This is a genomic window from Caulobacter vibrioides (genome assembly GCF_002310375.3).
Classification (GTDB): domain Bacteria; phylum Pseudomonadota; class Alphaproteobacteria; order Caulobacterales; family Caulobacteraceae; genus Caulobacter; species Caulobacter vibrioides_D.
The window spans coordinates 3,940,791-3,958,969 of record NZ_CP023315.3 but is presented as its reverse complement, the minus strand read 5'-3'; the positions used below and the strand labels follow the sequence as shown (position 1 = coordinate 3,958,969).

At 68.2% G+C, this 18,179-nt stretch carries 12 protein-coding genes; 8 read left to right on the top strand and 4 right to left on the bottom strand.

Annotated elements, in window-relative coordinates; translation table 11 throughout:
- Positions 1–133: 133 nt before the first annotated feature.
- Positions 134–838 carry a glycosyltransferase family protein gene (locus CA606_RS18805; protein ID WP_096053144.1) on the top strand — a complete coding sequence of 235 codons (705 nt, stop codon included), beginning with the start codon at positions 134–136 and terminating at the stop codon, positions 836–838.
- A 92-nt stretch (positions 839–930) separates the two neighbouring features.
- Here CA606_RS18805 and ald read toward each other — a convergent pair whose 3' ends face one another.
- Positions 931–2,043, bottom strand: coding sequence for an alanine dehydrogenase (ald, locus tag CA606_RS18800; RefSeq protein ID WP_096053145.1), 1,113 nt, complete (start codon positions 2,041–2,043; stop codon positions 931–933).
- A gap of 119 nt (positions 2,044–2,162) precedes the next feature.
- Here ald and CA606_RS18795 point away from each other — a divergent pair, with 119 nt between their 5' ends.
- From CA606_RS18795 to pbpC, 4 genes are all read left to right on the top strand, one after another.
- Positions 2,163–2,636, top strand: coding sequence for an Lrp/AsnC family transcriptional regulator (locus tag CA606_RS18795; RefSeq protein ID WP_096053146.1), 474 nt, complete (start codon positions 2,163–2,165; stop codon positions 2,634–2,636).
- Positions 2,637–2,708: 72 nt separating this feature from the next.
- A complete protein-coding gene (locus tag CA606_RS18790; protein ID WP_096053147.1) occupies positions 2,709–3,536 on the top strand; it encodes a carbonic anhydrase in 828 nt (275 codons plus the stop codon).
- A gap of 73 nt (positions 3,537–3,609) precedes the next feature.
- Positions 3,610–8,670 (top strand): alpha-2-macroglobulin family protein, encoded by a 5,061-nt coding sequence (locus CA606_RS18785; protein WP_096053148.1) that lies wholly within the window; start codon positions 3,610–3,612, stop codon positions 8,668–8,670.
- Positions 8,671–8,694: 24 nt separating this feature from the next.
- Positions 8,695–10,878: a penicillin-binding protein 1C gene (pbpC, locus tag CA606_RS18780; RefSeq protein WP_096053149.1), complete on the top strand. Its 2,184-nt coding sequence runs from the start codon at positions 8,695–8,697 to the stop codon at positions 10,876–10,878.
- Between the two features lie 4 nt (positions 10,879–10,882).
- Here pbpC and CA606_RS18775 read toward each other — a convergent pair whose 3' ends face one another.
- Genes CA606_RS18775 through CA606_RS18765 form a run of 3 tightly spaced genes read right to left on the bottom strand, consistent with a single transcriptional unit; the run spans position 10,883 to position 12,864 of the window.
- A complete protein-coding gene (locus tag CA606_RS18775) occupies positions 10,883–11,509 on the bottom strand; it encodes a carbonic anhydrase (RefSeq protein ID WP_096053150.1) in 627 nt (208 codons plus the stop codon).
- Positions 11,510–12,142 carry a maleylacetoacetate isomerase gene (gene maiA / locus CA606_RS18770; RefSeq protein ID WP_096053151.1) on the bottom strand — a complete coding sequence of 211 codons (633 nt, stop codon included), beginning with the start codon at positions 12,140–12,142 and terminating at the stop codon, positions 11,510–11,512.
- A gap of 41 nt (positions 12,143–12,183) precedes the next feature.
- Positions 12,184–12,864 carry a fumarylacetoacetate hydrolase family protein gene (locus CA606_RS18765; protein WP_096053152.1) on the bottom strand — a complete coding sequence of 227 codons (681 nt, stop codon included), beginning with the start codon at positions 12,862–12,864 and terminating at the stop codon, positions 12,184–12,186.
- Positions 12,865–13,167: 303 nt separating this feature from the next.
- Here CA606_RS18765 and CA606_RS18760 point away from each other — a divergent pair, with 303 nt between their 5' ends.
- From CA606_RS18760 to CA606_RS18750, 3 genes are read left to right on the top strand one after another with little or no spacing between them, the layout of a single operon-like run.
- Entirely contained in the window at positions 13,168–14,052 is an 885-nt protein-coding gene (locus tag CA606_RS18760) for an ABC transporter ATP-binding protein (protein ID WP_096053153.1), read from the top strand.
- A gap of 13 nt (positions 14,053–14,065) precedes the next feature.
- On the top strand, positions 14,066–17,653 hold the full coding sequence (locus tag CA606_RS18755; protein ID WP_096053154.1) for a M1 family aminopeptidase: 3,588 nt from the start codon (positions 14,066–14,068) through the stop codon (positions 17,651–17,653).
- Entirely contained in the window at positions 17,650–18,078 is a 429-nt protein-coding gene (locus CA606_RS18750; protein ID WP_096053155.1) for a PaaI family thioesterase, read from the top strand. Before CA606_RS18755 ends, CA606_RS18750 begins: the two co-directional genes overlap by 4 nt.
- Positions 18,079–18,179: the final 101 nt, after the last annotated feature.

The following is an 18,179-nucleotide window of genomic DNA, read 5'->3' as shown; positions in this document are numbered from 1 at the left end:
ATGGGACGGCGCGCGCCTGGGCGCAGCGTCGTTCAGCGCGCGTTAAGCGTGCCTGTTAAGCTTGCATAAGTTTCTGATTCATCGGGGTTTTATTCTTCTGGCCTAGGTTGGTTTCAACCCACGGAGACGCGTCATGATCCTCGCCGTCCTGCAAGCCCGCATGGGCTCGTCCCGCCTGCCGGGCAAGTCGATGGCCACGCTGCAGGGCGAACCGATGATCGTACGTCAGCTGGAGCGCCTGCGGGGCGCGCGACGTCTGTCCAAGATCATTGTGGCCACCAGCCAAGGTGAGGCCGATGACGCCCTTGCCGGCTTCCTTGTCGCGCGCGGCCATACCGTCCATCGCGGCGCCGGGGCCGATATCCTGGCGCGGATTGCGCGATGCGCAGAGGCCATCAGCGCCGTCAGCCACGTCGTCCGCCTGAAGGGCGACGCGCCGTTCATGGATCCCGGCGTGGTCGATGACGCCGTCCAAATGGCGCTGACCAGCGGCGCGGACTACACCTCCAACCGCGTCCAACGCACCTATCCGGCCGGTCTCGAGGTCGAGGTCATCAAGGCGAGCGTCCTGCGTCAGGCCGCCGCCGAGGAGCGCGACCCGGCCGCGCGCATCTCGCCCACCGCCGCCATTCGCAACCAGCCGGAACGCTGGCGCCAGGCCCATCTACGCGCCGCCCGCGACTGCTCGCGGCTGGACTGGCGGGTCAAGACCGCGGCCGACCTGGCCTTCGCGCGGTCGGTCTATGACGCGCTCTATCCTGGTGATCCCGATTTCCGCATGCGCGACGTGCTCGATCTCCTCGAGAACCGCCAGGACATCGCCCGCTTCGCCGCCTGACTTTTTGTAAGCGTCAGTTCCTCTCCCAAAAACTCAAAGGGCGCCGTGCGGATCTCGCACGGCGCCCTTCTTCTGTCCGATGATCGGAGCCCTTACTTCCAGGCGCCGTAAGGATCGATCGAGGTCTTGCCCAGCGCCTCGGCCACGGCCGGGTGGGTCAGCTCGCCGTTCAGGACGTTGAGACCCCGGGCCAGGTGAACATTGGCCTTCAGGGCGTCCAGGCCCTTGTCGGCCAGGGCCAGGCCGAAGGGCAGGGTGGCGTTGCCTAGGGCTTCAGACGAGGTGCGCGGCGCCGCGCCCGGCATGTTGGCCACGCAGTAGTGGACGACGCCGTCGACCGTGTAGGTCGGCTCGGCGTGGGTGGTCGGCTTGCTGGTTTCGAAGCAGCCGCCCTGGTCGATCGAGACGTCGACCAGCACCGAGCCCGGCTTCATCTGCTTGAGGTGCTCGCGACGCACCAGCTTGGGCGCGGCGGCGCCGGCGGTCAGCACCGCGCCGATGATGACGTCGGCTTTGAGGATCTCTTCCTCCACAGCCCCGAAGGTCGAGTAGCGGGTCAGAATCCGGCCTTGATAAAGATCGTCCAGCTCGCGCATGCGCGGGATCGAGCGTTCCAGAACCACGACCTCGGCGCCGAGGCCCGCGGCCATACGCGCGGCGTTGCTGCCGACCACGCCGCCGCCCAGCACGGCCACGCGCGCCGGCGGCACGCCGGGCACGCCGCTGAGCAGCAGGCCCATGCCGCCATTGTGCTTGAGCAGGGTCTCGGCCGCCGAGAACACGGCGATGCGGCCGGCCACTTCCGACATCGGCGCCAGCAGGGGCAGGCCGCCCTTGGCGTCGGTCACGGTTTCATAGGCGATGGCCGCGCAGCCGCTCTTGAGCAGGCCTTCGGTCTGGGCCGGATCGGGCGCCAGGTGCAGGTAGGTGAAGAGGATGTGGCGCGGCTCGAGCTTTTCCCACTCGACCTTCTGCGGTTCCTTGACCTTCACGATCATGTCCGCGCCGGTGAATACCGCGTCGGCGTCGGCGACGATGCTCGCGCCTGCCTTGACGTAGACGTCGTCGGCGTAGCCGGCGCCGAGGCCCGCGCCCGACTGTACGATGACGGTATGGCCGTGGCCGACATATTCACGGACGGCGGTGGGAGTAAGTCCGACCCGGTGTTCGCCCGGTTTGATCTCGGAAGGGACGCCAACGCGCATGATGTTTCCTCCAAAAGCGCTTTGAGGTCGATCATGCGCCTCTTTCTTCGCAACTTTCTTGGTGATTTCGATCCCTATGGGCGCCTTGATGCAGGAATCCTGCGTGTTATGGTCCAGACATGAAGAAAGCCGCCGTAGAACTGGATAGTTTCGACCGGAAGCTCCTCACGGCGCTGCAGCGACGGGGCCGCGCCAGCTATGTCGAGCTGGGCGAGGCGGTCAGCCTGTCGGAATCGGCCTGCCTGCGTCGCGTCCGGGCGCTGGAGGAGCAGGGCGTCATCAGCCGCTACGCCGCCGTGATCGACGAACGGGCCGTGGGCCTGCCGCTCAGCGTGTTCGTCACCGTGACCTTGTCGTCTCAGGCCGAGAGCGCGCTCAGCGCCTTCGAGAAGGCCATCGCCAATGTGCGCGAGGTGGCCGAGTGCTACCTCATGACCGGCGGCTCGGACTATCTGCTTCGGCTGGTGGTGCGGGACGTCGATGATCTGGAGCGGGTCCACGCTCAGGAACTGACGAGGATCCCCGGCGTCGTGCGGGTCAGCTCCAGCATCGCCATGCGCACCGTGGTCAAACGTGTCGAATTGCCGCTGTAGGGATCGGTTAACCTTGTCTTGAGCCGTCGTCGCCTATCGTCCCGGTGACTTCTAACCGCGTCGGGGGACGAGATGGTTTCGAGACGGCTGCTCTTGGGGGCGCTGGCCGGTATGGCCGCGCCCGCTCTGGCCTTCGCCGAGGGCGACGGGCATGCGCCCAACGTGCTGACCAAGAAGGGCCGGCGCACCGCCACCGCCCTCAAGCATCAGGCCAGCGACAAGGCCGCGCTCAACAAGGCCATGGCCACCGTCAAGCCGATGGAGCCCGATCCCGCCCACGCGCCCGAAGCCCATGCGCCGCCGCAGGAGGTCTCGCCCGACGAAGCCATGGGCCGCCTCAAGCACGGCAACGGCATCTTCGCCCGCGGCGGGGCCAATCTGATGCTGCCCAGCCTGGCGCGGATCAACGATCTGTCCAAGGGGCAGAAGCCGTTCGCGATCATCGTCGGCTGCTCCGACAGCCGTGTGCCGCCCGAACTGGTGTTCAACTGTAATCTCGGGGAACTGTTCGTGGTCCGGGTCGCCGGCTCCACCGTCAGCCGCGAAGGGCTGGGTTCGATCATCTATGCGGTCGAGCACCTGGGCGCTCCGTTGATCGTGGTTCTAGGCCACACCAAGTGCGGCGCGGTCGGCGCCGCCGTCGACGTCGCCACCAAGCACGCGCACCTGCACGGCGCGCTGCACGAGATGGTGCTGCCCATCCTGCCCGCCGTCGTGGCGGCCGAGGAGAAGCATCCGGCCGACCTGCAGGACGCCGCCATCCGCCAGAACGTCCGCGACGTCGCGGGCCGGCTGAAGGTGGCTGACGGCATTCTGGCCGAGAAGCTGGAAGCGGGACGTTTGAAGGTCGTGTCGGCCTGCTACGACCTGGCCACCGGCCTCGTCGCCTTCGACGCCTGACATCGTCATCGGACCGCCGTTGACCCTCGTCGCCGCTTAGGCTCAAGTCCCCCCGGGGCTGAGCCGAAGGGGAATGACGATGTCGACGGACGAGACGCCGCCGGAAGGTGGCCGTGACTTCCGCGCGGCTCTGAAGGCTCGTTGGGGCGCCGCGCGCGACGCGGTCGCCAAACGCTGGCCGGACGCCTTGAAAGGCCCCGTCGCCCTGGCCCTGGCCGGGGCGTTGGTCGTCGGCTTCGGCGGCGGTTTCGCCGTGGGCAAGGGCGGTCACTTCTTCGGCGGCGGCAAGCCGGCCGGGGCGGAGTCGGTGAAGGGCGAGGCCTGGTCGCTGTTTGGCAAGCCGCGCGGCGCCAACGCGCCCCGTCGCGGCATCCCCAAGCCCGAAGGCTTCGCCGTCTGGCAGACGCGCGTCGACAGCAGCGGTCCCGATCCGCTGGCCTGTATCCGCATGAGCCAGGATCTGGATCCGTCCAAGGCCTATGCCGACTTCGTGCTGGTTTCGCCGGACATCGGCCGCCAGCCGTCGGTCCGGGTGAAGGGCGACGAGCTGTGCCTGGGCGGCGTCGGCTTCACCGACCATCGCATCACCCTGCTCAAGGGCCTGCCCGCCAAGGGCGGCGAGACCCTGGAGGCCAACGCCGACGTCGACTTCACCTTCGGCGAGAAGCCCCCCTATGTCGGCTTCGCCGGCGACGGTGTGATCCTGCCGCGTGAAGAGTCCGACGGCGTCGCCATCGAGACGATCAACGTCCAGGCCCTGGCCATCGAGGTCTGGCGCGTGCCGGACCGCAACCTGGTGCGCAAGTCGATCAGCGCGCCCGAACCCACCGGTGAGGGCGACTGGGCCGGCGACTATGGCGAGGATTCCGTCGGCGATGACGGCCGCCAGGTCTGGAAGGGCACGGTCCAGGTCACCGGCGGCGCGACCGGCCAGAAGGCGACTACCGTCTTCCCGCTGGGCGCGGTGCTCAAGGACATGAAGGCCGGGGCCTTTGTCATCAAGGCGCGTGACGCCTCGGGCGGCCGCGAGGCCGAGGACGGCGACAACAACCCCGCCCAGGCCCGCCGCTGGATCGTGTTCACCGACATGGCCATGCTGGCCTATGATGGCTCCGAAAGCCTGGACGTGGTCGTCCGCTCGCTGAAGAGCGCCAAGACGATGTCGGGCGTGCGCGTGGCCCTGGTGGCCGCCGACGGCGAGTCGCTGGCCGAGGCCCAGAGCGACGCCGACGGCCGCGTACGGTTCCTGCGCCCGTTGCTCAAGGGCCAGGGGGCCGAGCGCGCCAAGATGGTCATGGCCTATGGCGCTCAGGGCGATCTGGCCGTGCTGGATCTGGACCGCTCGCCGGTGGACCTGTCCAAGCAGGGCGTGGGCGGTCGCACCGAGGGCGGCGTCGACGGTCGCAGCGTGGCGGCCGACATCGACGGCTATCTCTACGCCGACCGAGGCATCTATCGTCCGGGTGAGACGGTCCACCTGACGGCGATGATCCGTGACCGGATGGCCAAGGCGGTCAACGACCGCAAGGGCGAGATCATCGTCAAGCGCCCCTCGGGCGTCGAGTTCCGCCGCTATCCGTTCAGCCAGGCCAATGCGGGCGTCGCCCTGGCCGACATCGCCCTGCCGCGCTCGGCGCCGCGCGGGCGCTGGATGGCCGAGCTGCATGTCGAGGGCATCGAAGACGCGACGGGCGCCTTGAGCTTCTCAGTCGAGGACTTTGCGCCCCAGCGCCTGGCCGTCACGGCCACGGGCCAGGAGGCCACGCCGCTGGGCGCGGGCGACACCCGCAAGGTCGATGTTTCGGCGCGCTTCCTCTACGGCGCGCCGGGCGCGGGCCTGCAGACGCAAGGCGAGGCCCGCCTGCGCGCCGACACCGACCCCTTCCCAGCCTACAAGGGCTTTGAGTGGGGCGACCAGGGCAAGCCGTTCGAGGAGAAGTATCTCGACCTCGGCTCGACGGTGACCGACGGCGAGGGCCGCGCGATCCTGTCGGTGGGAACCGGCGATGTGGGCGACACCGCTCAGCCGCTGGTGGCCTCGGTCACCGCCTCGGTGTTCGAGCCAGGCGGCCGTCCGGTCCGCGAGGGGCTGGACCTGAAGGTGCGCCCCAAGGCCGTCTATTACGGCGTCAAGGTCGAGCAGGGCGAGGCGGGCCAGGGCGATCCGCCCGTCAGCCTCGACCTCATCGCGGTCAACGCCGCCGGCCAGCGCATCGGCGCCACCGCGACCTACGCCCTGGTGGCCGAGCGCTGGGACTATGACTGGTTCCAGCAGAACGGCCGATGGCAGTGGCGGCGCAGCAGCCGCGACGCGATCGTGGCCAAGGCTCAGGTGAACATCGGTGCGGGTCAGCCCGCCAAGATCACTCGCCGTCTGGGCTGGGGCGACTATCGCCTCGAGGTCGAAGGGGCCGATGGGGCCAAGACCGTCACCCGCTTCTCGGCGGGCTGGGGCGCGCCGGCCCGTGAGGGCGAGGCGCCGGACGTCGTCCGCGTCACCGCCGGAACCAAGACCTATGCGCAGGGCGACACCGTCGAGATCACCCTGAAGCCGCCCTATGCCGGCGAAGCCCAGATCGCGGTCGCCACCGATCGCCTGATCGACCTGAAGACCGTCAGCGTCGGCGAGAACGGGACGACCGTGCGCCTGAAGACCTCGGCCGCCTGGGGCGGCGGGGCCTATGTGATGGTCAGCGTCATCCAGCCGCGCGATCCGGTCGCCTCGCCCAAGCCGCGTCGGGCGTTGGGCCTGGTCTATGTCCCGATCGACCCCAAGGGCCGCAAGCTGACGGTCGATCTGGGCACGCCCAGCAAGATCGACAGCAAGGCGCCGGTCGAGATCCCGGTGAAGGTGTCGGGCATGGGCCTTGGCCAGAAGGCGCGCATCACCATCGCGGCGGTGGACGAGGGCATCCTGCGCCTGACTCACCAGGAAAGCCCGGACCCGGTGAAGTGGTACTTCGGCAAGCGGGCCCTGACCCTGAACTATCGCGACGACTACGGCCGCCTGCTCGACCCGAACATGGGCGCCCCGGCCAATGTCAATTTCGGCGGCGATGAGATCGGCGGCGAGGGCCTGACCACCACGCCGATCAAGACCGTGGCCCTATGGTCGGGCGTCGTGGAGACCGACCTGGACGGCAAGGCTGTGGTCAAGCTGCCGGCCGCCGACTTCAACGGCGAACTGCGCATCCAGGCGGTGGCCTGGACCGACACCGCCGTTGGCTCGGCGTCCAAGCCCCTGACCGTACGCCAGCCGGTGGTGGCGGACCTGAACCTGCCGCGCTTCCTGGCGCCGGGCGACCAGGCCTACGCCACGCTGGAGCTGCACAATGTGGAGGGCAAGCCCGGCGCCTACACCGCCGAGGCCTTCTCGGTGGGCGGTCTGAAGGTCGCCTTCAAGAAGGTGTTCCAGCTGATCCTGGGCCAGCGCATCGCCGAGAAGATCCCGTTCCTGGCCCCCGACGTCACGGGCGTGGGCAAGATCGGCTTCAAGGTGTCGGGCCCGGGCTTTGCGACCCAGAAGGACTATCCGATCCAGACGCGTCTGGGCTGGGGCGACATCGTGCGCACCACCACCGAGCCGCAGAAGCCGGGCGAGGCCTTTACGCCCTCGTACCCGCTGCTGGCGGGCTTGGCGGCGGGCGATGTGACGATGCAGGTCAGCTATTCGCCGATCCGGGGCTTTGACCCCTCGGCGATCGCGGTGGCGCTGCAGCGCTATCCGTATGGCTGCACCGAGCAGCTGGTCTCGACGGCCTATCCGCTGCTGTACGCCCAGACCTTCTCGAACGATCCCAAGCTCAAGCGCACCCCGGCCGCCCTCGCGGGCGCGGTGGGCAAGCTCTTGGACCGCCAGACCCTGGACGGCGCCTTTGGCCTGTGGCGGGTGGGCGATGGCGAGGCCGACCCGTGGCTGGGCGCCTATGTCGTCGACTTCCTGCTGGAGGCCAAGGCGCAGGGCGTGGCCGTGCCGGACGCGGCCATCGACAAGGCCGTGAACGCCATGCGCCAGGTCAGCCGACCCGAAGGCTGGGCCTCGGTCGCCTACCGCATGGAGTATCCGGGCTGGTGGGCCAGCAACGAGGACGCCTCCAAGGAGGCGACTGAGCGCATGCGTCGTCGCGCCAGCGCCTACGCCCTCTATGTGATGGCCAAGGCCGGCAAGGGGGATCTTGCCCGCCTGCGCTGGTGGCACGACGTGCAGATGAAGGACGAGAACCAGCCGATCGCCAAGGCCTATGTCGCCGCGGGCCTGGCCCGCATGGGCGACAACGCCCGCGCCCGCTCGGCCATGCGCCAGGCGGTCGGGTCGCTGGGCTATCGCGACGAGATGGACTGGTACCAGTCCACCCTGCGCGACACCGCCGTGCTGACGGCGCTGGCCGCCGAGTCCGGCATGATGGACGTGGCGCGCCAGATGCAGGGACGGCTGGAGAACTCGGTCAAGGATCCCGACGCCCTCAACACCCAGGAGCAGGCGGCGCTGCTGCACGCGGCCAACGCCCTGATCAAGGCGTCGGGCCCGATCTCGATCCAGGCCACCGGCGCCAACCCGCTGCCGCCCGCCGGCGGCGCGCCCCGCTGGGCGGTGGGCAAGCTGGCCGACGCCCGCTTCGTCAACACCGGCAAGGGCGTGCTGTGGCGGACGGTCAGCGTGCGCGGCACGCCGGTCACGGCTCCGCCGGCCACCGCCAGCGGCTTGTCGGTGGGCAAGCGTCTGCTGTCGATGGGCGGTGCGGCGATCGATCCGGCGACCATCCGCCAGGGTGACCGGATCATCGTTCTGGTCTCCGGCCGCTCGATGCAGGAGCGCTCGGTGGCCCTGGTGGTCGATGACGCCCTGCCGGCCGGGTTCGAGATCGAGACCACCTTGGGCGCCGACGACGCTCAGAACGGTCCGTTCAAGTTCCTGGGCGAGCTGACAGCCGCCGACGTGCAGGAAAGCCGCGACGATCGCTTCATCGCGGCCCTGGACCTGGAGGGGAACAAGCCCTTCGCCCTGGCCTATGTGGCGCGGGCGGTGACGCCGGGCTCGTTCTTCCTGCCGGGCGCGGTGGCCAAGGACATGTACCGCCCGGCGGTCGTGGCCCGCTCGGACGCCTCGCGCGCGACCATCGCGCCGGGGCAGTGAGGGCCTGGTGCGACCTGAAACACCGTGTCATCCCGGACGACCCGCAGGGTCGATCCGGGACCCAGGGGCCAAGCGCATTGCGGCGACCCCTGGGTCCCGGCTCTCCCCCCGGCTCAAGGCCGGGGTCCGGCCGGGATGACACGCTTTGAGTTTTGGGGAGATGAAGCCTGTCGCGTCCCCCGGCTGACCAAGGCCCTGATCGCCGTGCTCGCCGCCGAGGTCGTGCTGTTCACCCTTAGCGCCGCCTTCCCACCCGACATGACCCGTGCGCGGCAGTCCTCGGCGGTGGTGCTGGACCAGCGCGGCGCGTGGCTGCGGGCCCTGCCCGTCGAGGACGGGCGCTGGCGGATTCGCGCTGACCTGGAACGCACCGACGCGACCTTCCAGAAGCGTCTGATCAAGGTCGAGGACGCCCGGTTCTGGTGGCATCTGGGCGTTGATCCCTTGTCCCTGGCCCGCGCCATGGGCTCGGCGGTGGTCCATGGTCGCGTGACGTCCGGCGCCTCGACCCTGACCATGCAGACCGCGCGTCTGCTGGAGCCAAGGCCCCGCACCCTGGGGGCCAAGCTGATCGAGATGGTCCGCGCCGTTCAGCTGGAGTCGCGGCTTTCAAAGCGCGAGATCCTGGCCCTCTACCTGACCCTGGCGCCCTATGGCGGCAACCTGGAGGGCGCGCGGGCCGCCAGTCTCAGCTATTTCGGCCATGAGCCGTCCAGCCTGACCGATGGTGAGCAGGCGCTGCTGATCGCCCTGCCGCAGTCGCCTGAGGCCCGCCGCCCAGACCGACGGCCTGAAGCGGCCAAGTCGGCGCGGCGCGCGGTGCTGGACAAGATGGTGCGAGGCGGGACCATCAGCGAGGCCGCCGCCTACGAGGCCGAGAACGAGCCGTTGCCCAGGCGGGCGGCCTTCCCGACCCTGGCCTGGCACGCGGCCGGCGAGCTGGCGCGCGCTGCGCCCAAGGGCCAGGCCAGCGTGGTCTCGACCCTGGACGCCGACCTGCAGTCACGCCTGGAGCCGATGGCCGCCGCCGTCGCCGCCGCCCAAGGCCCGGACGCCACAGCCGCGATCCTGGTGGTGGAGATCCGCAATCGGGCGGTGCGGGCCTCGGTAGGTTCGGCCGGCCGCGATCGGGCTGGGGGCTGGGTCGACATGACCCGCGCCCTACGCTCGCCGGGCTCGGCCCTGAAGCCGTTTATCTATGCGATGGCCATGGACGATGGCCTCGTGGCCGCCGACACCCAGCTGACCGACAGCGCCACCCGCTTTGCCGACTATCAGCCCGAGAACTTCGACCGGGTGTTTCACGACAAGGTCACGGTGCGCGAGGCGCTCACCCATTCCCTCAACGTCCCGGCCGTCGCCACCCTGGAGAAGCTGGGGCCGGAGGCCTTCGCCGGACGGATCGAGGCGGCGGGCGCGCATCTGGCGCGGCCCAAGGCGCAGCTGAAGGAAGCGGGCCTGGCCCTGGCGCTGGGCGGCGAGGGGATCACCTGGCGCGACCTCGTCATGCTGTACGCGGCGCTGGGCGACAACGGGATCGCCAAGCCCCTGGCCTGGACCGAAGCCGAAGCGGCGACCCGAGAGCGGTCGGGCGGGACCCGCCTGGTCCGCCCCGAGGCGGCGCGGCAGGTGCTGGACATCCTGCGTGAGGCCCCCTCGCCGAAGGGGCGCGCGCCGTCGGCCCTGACCCGGGGCGGACCGTCGATGGCCTTCAAGACCGGCACCTCCTACGGCTTCCGCGACGCGGTGGCGGCCGGGGTGGTCGGCGGCTATGCGATCCTGGTTTGGACAGGCCGCGCCGACGGCGGCGCGCGCGGCGGCCTGACGGGACGGGACGCGGCCCTGCCCCTGCTGTTCGACGTGGCCGACGCCGTGGGGGCTCAGGGCTCCGCGCCACGCCCGATCGCGCCCAAGTCCGCGCCCCCGGCGTTGCAGAAGTTGCGGGCGGATGGCGGAGGCCCGCGCTTGATCTTCCCGCCCGACGGGGCGGCGGTGCAGGTCGAGGCTCTGGGCCCCAAGGCGCGAGGGCTCGTGCTCGCCGCCGAGGGCGAGGGCCTGACCTGGTACGTGGAAGGCGCGCCGCTGGACCCCGATCCGGTCAGCGGCCGCGCGATCTGGAAGCCCGCCGCGCCGGGGTTCTACAAGCTCACCGTCGTGGACGCGGAGGGGCGCAAGGCCGCCGCCCGCGTGCGGATCCGGGGCGAATAGGGCCTTACCCCGGCTGGCCGACCGCGCGCTGGTAGTCTTCCAGGCCCGCAATGCCGACATTGAGGTCGTTCACCAGGCCGTCGGCCAGGGAATAGACCCAACCGTGTACGGCCAGCGACTGGCCGCGCGCCCAGGCGTCCTGAACGAAGACATCCGAGGCGACATTGCGCACCTGACGGGTGACGTTCAGTTCGGTCAGTCGGTCGAGCCGGGCGCGTTCTTCCGGGATCGCCTCCAGCTCGTGGCGATGCTCGGCGTGGACCTCGCGGATCGGGTGCAGCCAGTGATCGACCAGACCCCGACGCTTGCCGTCAATAGCCGCGGCCACACCGCCGCAGCCATAGTGGCCCACGACCATGATATGCTTGACCTTCAAGACGTCGACCGCGAACTGCAGCACGCTCAGATAGTTGGCGTCCTGCGGCGGGGCGAGGTTGGCCACATTGCGGTGGACGAACAGCTCGCCGGGATCCAGGCCGACGATCTCGTTGGCCGGCACGCGGCTGTCGCTGCAGCCGATCCACAGGTATTCGGGGCTCTGCTGGTTGGCCAGGCGCTTGAAGAACTCGGGATCGAGCGCGGTCTTGCTCTTCGACCAGGCGGCGTTGTTGGCTTTGAGGTCCTCAAGCATCTAGCGCTCCGGGTGATGGTCGGGGTGGGCGGCGGCGATGGCCGGATGCGCCCGGGCGTGGGCGGCGACGGCGGCGATGGCCGGGAACGGCGCCAGGTCGATGTTGAAGCGGTTGGCGTTGAACACCTGCGGGACCAGCAAGCAGTCGACCAGCCCTGGCGTATCGCCGAAGGCGTAGCCCTTGCTGTGGGCGGCGACCATCGGCTCCAGGGCCGCGAAGCCGTCGCTGATCCAGCGCGCGACCCAGGCGTTGCGCGCCGGCTCGTCGATGTCCATCGCCGTCAGCTGACGCAGGATGCGCAGGTTGTTCAGCGGGTGGATGTCGCAGGCGATGATCTCGGCCATGGCCCGCACCGTGGCGCGGTCGAAGGCGCTTGTCGGCAGCAGGGGGTGTTCTGGAACGGTCTCGTCCAGCCACTCCAGGATCGCCAGGCTCTGGGTCAGCGGACGCCCGTCGACCTCCAGGGTCGGCACCAGGGCCTGGGCGTTCAGCGCACGGTAATCCTCGCCCTGATGGGCGTTGGCCACCAGGTCCACAGGGCGCAGGTCGTAGGCGAGGCCCTTCAGGTTCAGGCCGATGCGCACCCGATAGGGTGCGCTGGCGCGCTTGGCGCTGTGCAGGACGAGCTTCATCGAAGCCTCTTTCGAATGACCGCGAGAACGTGCTGGCGACGTCAGGCCAGGGTGAAGTCCAGACGGCCGACGCCTTCGATCTCGCCGACGACCTTGTCGCCGCGGACGATGGCGGCGACGCCCTCGGGCGTACCGGTGAAGATCAGGTCGCCGGCGGCCAGGGCCCAGAGCTCGCTGGCCTTGGCGATCACCTCGCCGATGTTCCAGATCATGTCGCCCACCAGGCCGTGCTGGCGCGCCTGGCCGTTGACCGACAGCGTCACCGCCGCCTCGGCCGCCGGAGCGTCCATCACCCGGATGGCGCTGATCGGCGCGCTCTGGTCGAAGCCCTTGGCCGCCTCCCAGGGCTGACCCTTGGCCTTGGCTGCGGCTTGCAGATCGCGGCGCGTGAGGTCGACGCCGACCGCATAGCCTAACACGCAGGCCAGGGCCTGTTCGATCGTCAGGTTCGCGCCGCCCGCCTTCAAGGCGACCACCAGTTCGATCTCATGATGCAGGTCGCTAGTCGCCAGCGGATAGGCGATCTGATCGGCCAGCGGCGCGATGGCGTCGGCGGGCTTGGCGAAGAAGAACGGCGGATCGCGATCATCGCCGCCCATCTCGCGGCGGTGCGCGGCGTAGTTACGGCCGACGCAGAGGATGCGACGCACCGGAAACACAGTGTCCGATCCCTCCACCGGGACCGTCGGGATGGCGTGCGGGGGAAAAGCGTAGGTCGTCATGGCGCCTCCTGTAGACCCAAACGCCGCGCGTCAAAACCCCGGTCGCGAAACCGTGAAATCCTGGACGCAAAGTGGCCGGGATTTGGCGACGAGATGGTTGAACAGAGCGCCTAAACGTTCTTTCACTTGCCGCCGCCCTCGCCGTCGAGTCATCTCGCCGTTGGGGACTAGGGCTAAGACGCCGGTCGGGCGGGTGGCGACACCCGGGCCGACGGACGCCGAATTGGAAACTTTGGAGCCTGGCTCCGCCGCGCCGCTCTGGCTGGCGATGGTCCGGCTTTCATCGGGGGCATTAGGAAGACCATGCTGATCATCGAGAATCTGACCCACGTCTATGGCAACGGCACTCGCGCCCTGGACGAGGTCAGCCTGACGATCCCGCGCGGCATGTATGGCCTGCTGGGCCCCAACGGCGCCGGCAAGTCGACCCTGATGCGCACCATCGCCACCCTGCAGGCTCCGACCTCGGGTCATATCCGGTTCGGCGACATTGACGTGCTCAAGCACCCCGAGGAGCTGCGCAAGACGCTCGGTTATCTGCCTCAGGATTTCGGCGTCTATCCGCGCGTGTCCGCCTACGACATGCTCGACCACATGGCGGTGCTCAAGGGGATCTCCGGCGGCAAGGAGCGCAAGGCGACCGTCGAGCACCTGCTGAACCAGGTGAACCTGTGGGACGTGCGCAAGAAGGCCATCGCCGGCTTCTCGGGCGGCATGCGCCAGCGCTTCGGCATCGCCCAGGCCCTGATCGGCGATCCGCGCCTGATCATCGTCGACGAGCCGACGGCGGGTCTCGACCCCGAAGAGCGCAACCGCTTCCTGAACCTCCTGGCCGAGATCGGCGAGAACGTGGTGGTGATCCTGTCGACCCACATCGTCGAGGACGTCTCCGACCTCTGCCCGGCCATGGCCATCATCTGCAACGGCGCCATCGTGCGCGAGGGCGCGCCGGCCGACCTGGTGGCCCAGCTGAAGGGCCGGATCTGGAAAAAGATCATCGACAAGGCTGAGCTGGAGGCCGCCAAGGCCCAGTACAAGGTCATCTCCACCCGCCTGCTGGCCGGCCGTACCGTGATCCACATCGAGTCCGAGACCGATCCGGGCGCGGGCTTCACCCCCGTCGAGGGCGGGCTGGAGGACGTCTACTTCTCCACCCTGTCGTCCACCCGCTCGCGCCAAGCGGCGTAAGGAGGACGAGCCGATGTTTGGCAAGATCGCGGGCTTTGAGCTCCGCTACCAACTGAAGTCGCCCGTCTTCTGGGTGGTGGCGACCATCTTCTTCCTGATGACGTTCGGGGCGGCGACGATCGATCAGATCCGGATCGGCGGCGGCGGCAACATCCACAAGAACGCGCCGTACGCGATCGCCCAGACGCACCTGATCCTGGCGATCTTCTACATGTTCGTGACCACGGCCTTTGTGGCCAATGTGGTCGTCCGCGACGACGAGACGGGCTTTGGGCCGATCCTGCGATCCACGCGGATCCGCAAGTTCGACTATCTGTACGGCCGCTTCACCGGCGCGTTCCTGGCGGCGGCGATCTCGTTCCTCGTCGTGCCGCTGGCCATCTTCGTGGGCTCGTTCATGCCCTGGGTCGATCCCGAGCGGCTGGGGCCCAACGATCTGAACGCCTATCTGTTCTCCTATTTCGCCCTGGCCTTGCCGGCGATCCTGCTGACCTCGGCGATCTTCTTCGCCCTGGCCACCGTCACGCGCTCGATGATGTGGACCTATGTCGGCGTCATCGCCTTCCTGGTTCTGTACATTGTCGCCGGCATCGCGCTGGATCGACCCGAATACGAGAAGGGCGCGGCGCTGTGGGAGCCGCTAGGCACCGCCGCCTTTAGCCTGGCGACCAAGTACTGGACCGCCAGCGAGCGCAACAGCCTGACGCCGCCGCTGGCCGGCGCGCTGCTGTTCAACCGCGTCTTCGTGTTGGCCCTGTCGGCCGGGTTCCTGGCCCTGGCCTATAGCCTGTTCCGCTTCCAGTCGGCGGAGCTGTCGGGTCAGCGCAAGAGCGCCAAGAAGACCAAGGCCGCGTCGCCTGACGCTGCGTCCCCGCCGTCCGGCCCGCTGCCGACGCCGGTGTTCGACCGCCGGACGGCCTGGGCCCAACTGATGGTCCGCACACGCCTCGACATGGGCCAGGTCTTCAAGAGTCCGGCCTTTTTCGTGCTGCTGTTCCTGGGCCTGGCCAACGCCATGGGCGCGCTGTGGTTCGCCACCGAGGCCGGCCGCTATGGCGGGGTCGTCTATCCAGTGACGCGGATCCTGCTCTTTCCGCTGCTGGGCTCGTTCGGCCTGATCCCGATCATCATCGCCATCTACTATTCGGGCGAACTGGTCTGGCGCGAGCGGGAGCGCAAGACTCACGAGATCATCGACGCCACCCCGGTTCCCGACTGGGCGTTCGTCGTCCCAAAGACCCTTGCGATCAGCCTTGTGCTGATCTCCACCCTGCTGATCAGCGTGCTCGCCGCCGTGCTGAGCCAAGTGTTCCATGGCTATTTCAACTTTGAACTCGAGAAGTACCTGATCTGGTACGTGCTGCCGCAGGCGCTGGACTTCATCCTGGTGGCCGTGCTGGCGGTGTTCCTGCAGACGATCAGCCCGCACAAGTTCATCGGCTGGGCGCTGATGGTGATCTACATCGTCAGCACCATCACGTTCACCAACCTTGGTTTCGAGCATAAGCTCTACAACTACGGCGCCACCACCGACATGCCGTTCTCCGACATGAACGGCCTGGGCAAGTTCTGGATCGGCGCCTGGTGGCTGCGGGCCTACTGGACGGCCTTTGCGATCATCTTGCTGGTGCTGGCCTATGGCCTGTGGCGGCGCGGGACCGAAAGCCGGCTGTTGCCGCGCCTGCGCCGTCTGCCGCTGCGCCTGCGTGGCGGCGCCGGGGCGCTGATGGGCCTGTCATTGGCCGCCTTCGCGGCTCTGGGCGGGTTCATCTACGTCAACACCAACGTCTGGAACGACTACCGCACCCGCATCGACGGCGAAGAGTGGCAGGCTGACTACGAAAAGACCCTGCTGCCGTTCGAGTCCGTCCCCCAGCCCAAGATCATCGCCCAGGTTCTGGACGTCGACATCAAGCCGCACGCACCCAGCCTCGAGACCAAGGGCTCGTATATTCTGGAGAACAAGACCGGCGCGGCGCTGAAGGAAATCCACGTCCGCTTCGACCGCGACCTGGAGGTCAAGGGCCTGTCGATCGAGGGCGCGCGGCCCAAGAAGACCTTCGAGAAGTTCAACTACCGCATCTTCGCCTTCGACACGCCCATGGCGCCGGGCGAGCAGCGCAAGATGAGCTTCATCACCCTGCGGGCCCAGCGCGGCTTCCCCAACAGCGGGACCGAGACACGGGTCGTCGACAATGGGACCTTCGTCAACAACCTGGAGATTGCCCCGATCCTGGGCATGTCGCGCGACGGTCTGCTGAGCGACCGGGCCAAGCGCCGCAAGTACGGTCTGCCCCCCGAGCAACGCATGGCCAAGCTGGGCGATATTCCGACCCGGCAGTTCCACCAGCTGCGCAAGGACGCCGACTTCATCCGCTCCGACATCACGGTGAGCACCGTGGCCGACCAGACGCCGATCGCGCCGGGCTACAAGGTCTCCGACACGGTCAAGAACGGCCGCCGTATCGCCCGCTTCGTCAGCGAAGCGCCGATCATGCCTTTCGTGTCGATCCAGTCGGCTCGCTACAAGGTGTCCGAAGAGACGTACAAGGGCGTGCAGCTGGCGGTCTACTACGACGCCCAGCACCCCTGGAACATCGACCGGATGAAGACGTCGATGAAGCGTTCGCTGGACTATATGGGCACCAACTTCAGCCCCTATCAGTTCCGCCAGCTGCGGTATCAGGAGTTCCCCGACTACGCCCAGTTCGCGCAGTCGTTCGCCAACACCATTCCGTGGTCGGAGGGGATGTTCTTCATCTCGGACTATCGCGACCCGACCAAGATCGACATGGTCACCTATGTCGGCGCCCATGAGATCGGCCACCAATGGTGGGCGCACCAGGTGGTCGGCGCCGACCAGCAGGGCGCGGCCATGCTGACCGAGACCTTCGCTCAGTACTCGGCCCTGATGGTGATGAAACGCACCTATGGCGAGGACCAGATCCGCAAGTTCCTGAAGTTCGAACTGGACAGCTATCTGCGGGCGCGCGGCGGCGACGTCATCGACGAACAGCCGCTCTACAAGGTCGAGAACCAGCCCTATGTCTATTACCGCAAGGGCTCGCTGGTCATGTACCGGCTGCAGGACCAGATCGGCGAAGAAGCCGTCAACCGCGCCCTGCGCAAGCTGATCGCCGACTTCGCCTTCAAGGGCGCGCCTTATCCGACCACGCTCGACTTCATGGCCGCGCTCCGGGCCGAAGCCCCTGCCGATAAGCAGGCGCTGATCACGGACCTCTTCGAGAAGATCACGCTCTACGACCTGAAGACCAAGAGCGCCTCGGTGAAGAAGCGGCCCGACGGCAAGTTCGACGTCACGGTCGTGGTCGACGCCCAGAAGAAGTACGCCGACGGCAAGGGTAAGGAGACGGGCGCGCCCCTGAACGAGTCGATGGAGATCGGTCTGTTCACCGCCAAGCCGGGCGACAAGGGCTTCGCCGCCAAGAACGTCTTGCTCTATCAGCGCCGGGCGATCCGCTCGGGCGAGAACACCTTCACCTTCACCGTCGACAAGGCGCCGACCTTCGCCGGCATCGATCCGTACAATACGGTCATCGACCGCAATGGCGACGACAACACGGTCAAGGTCGGCGGGTGAGCGACGAGGTTGAGATCCGGATGGATGCAGGGGCGCTGAACGCGTTCCTGCATCGCGCCTTTCCAGAGGTCGATGCGGCCCAGATGCCGCAGGTTCTGGAGGTCGAGGCGGGTCGTGCTCTGCTGAAACTGCCCTATGCGTCGCGGCAATTGCGGCCCGGCGGGGTGATCTCGGGTCCGACGATGATGAGCCTGGCCGACACTGCGGCCTACGCCATGATCCTGGCGCGGATCGGCGAGGTGGCCCTGTCTGTGACCACCTCGCTCAACATCCACTTTCTTCGGGGCTGCAAGCCGGGCGACCTCTACGCCGAGGCCACCCTGCTCAAGCTCGGCCGCCGGATCGCCACGGTCGACGTCCTGATGTGGACCGAAGGGCGCGAGCGCGCCGCCGCCAAGGCGACGGTCGCCTACGCCATTCCGTAGACCGCCGAACCTCTCTGCATCAAAATCCGTGTCACCCCGGAAAGCCCGGAGGGCTTATCCGGGGCCCAGGGGGTGAAGGAACGCCGTGCGCGCCGCCTCTG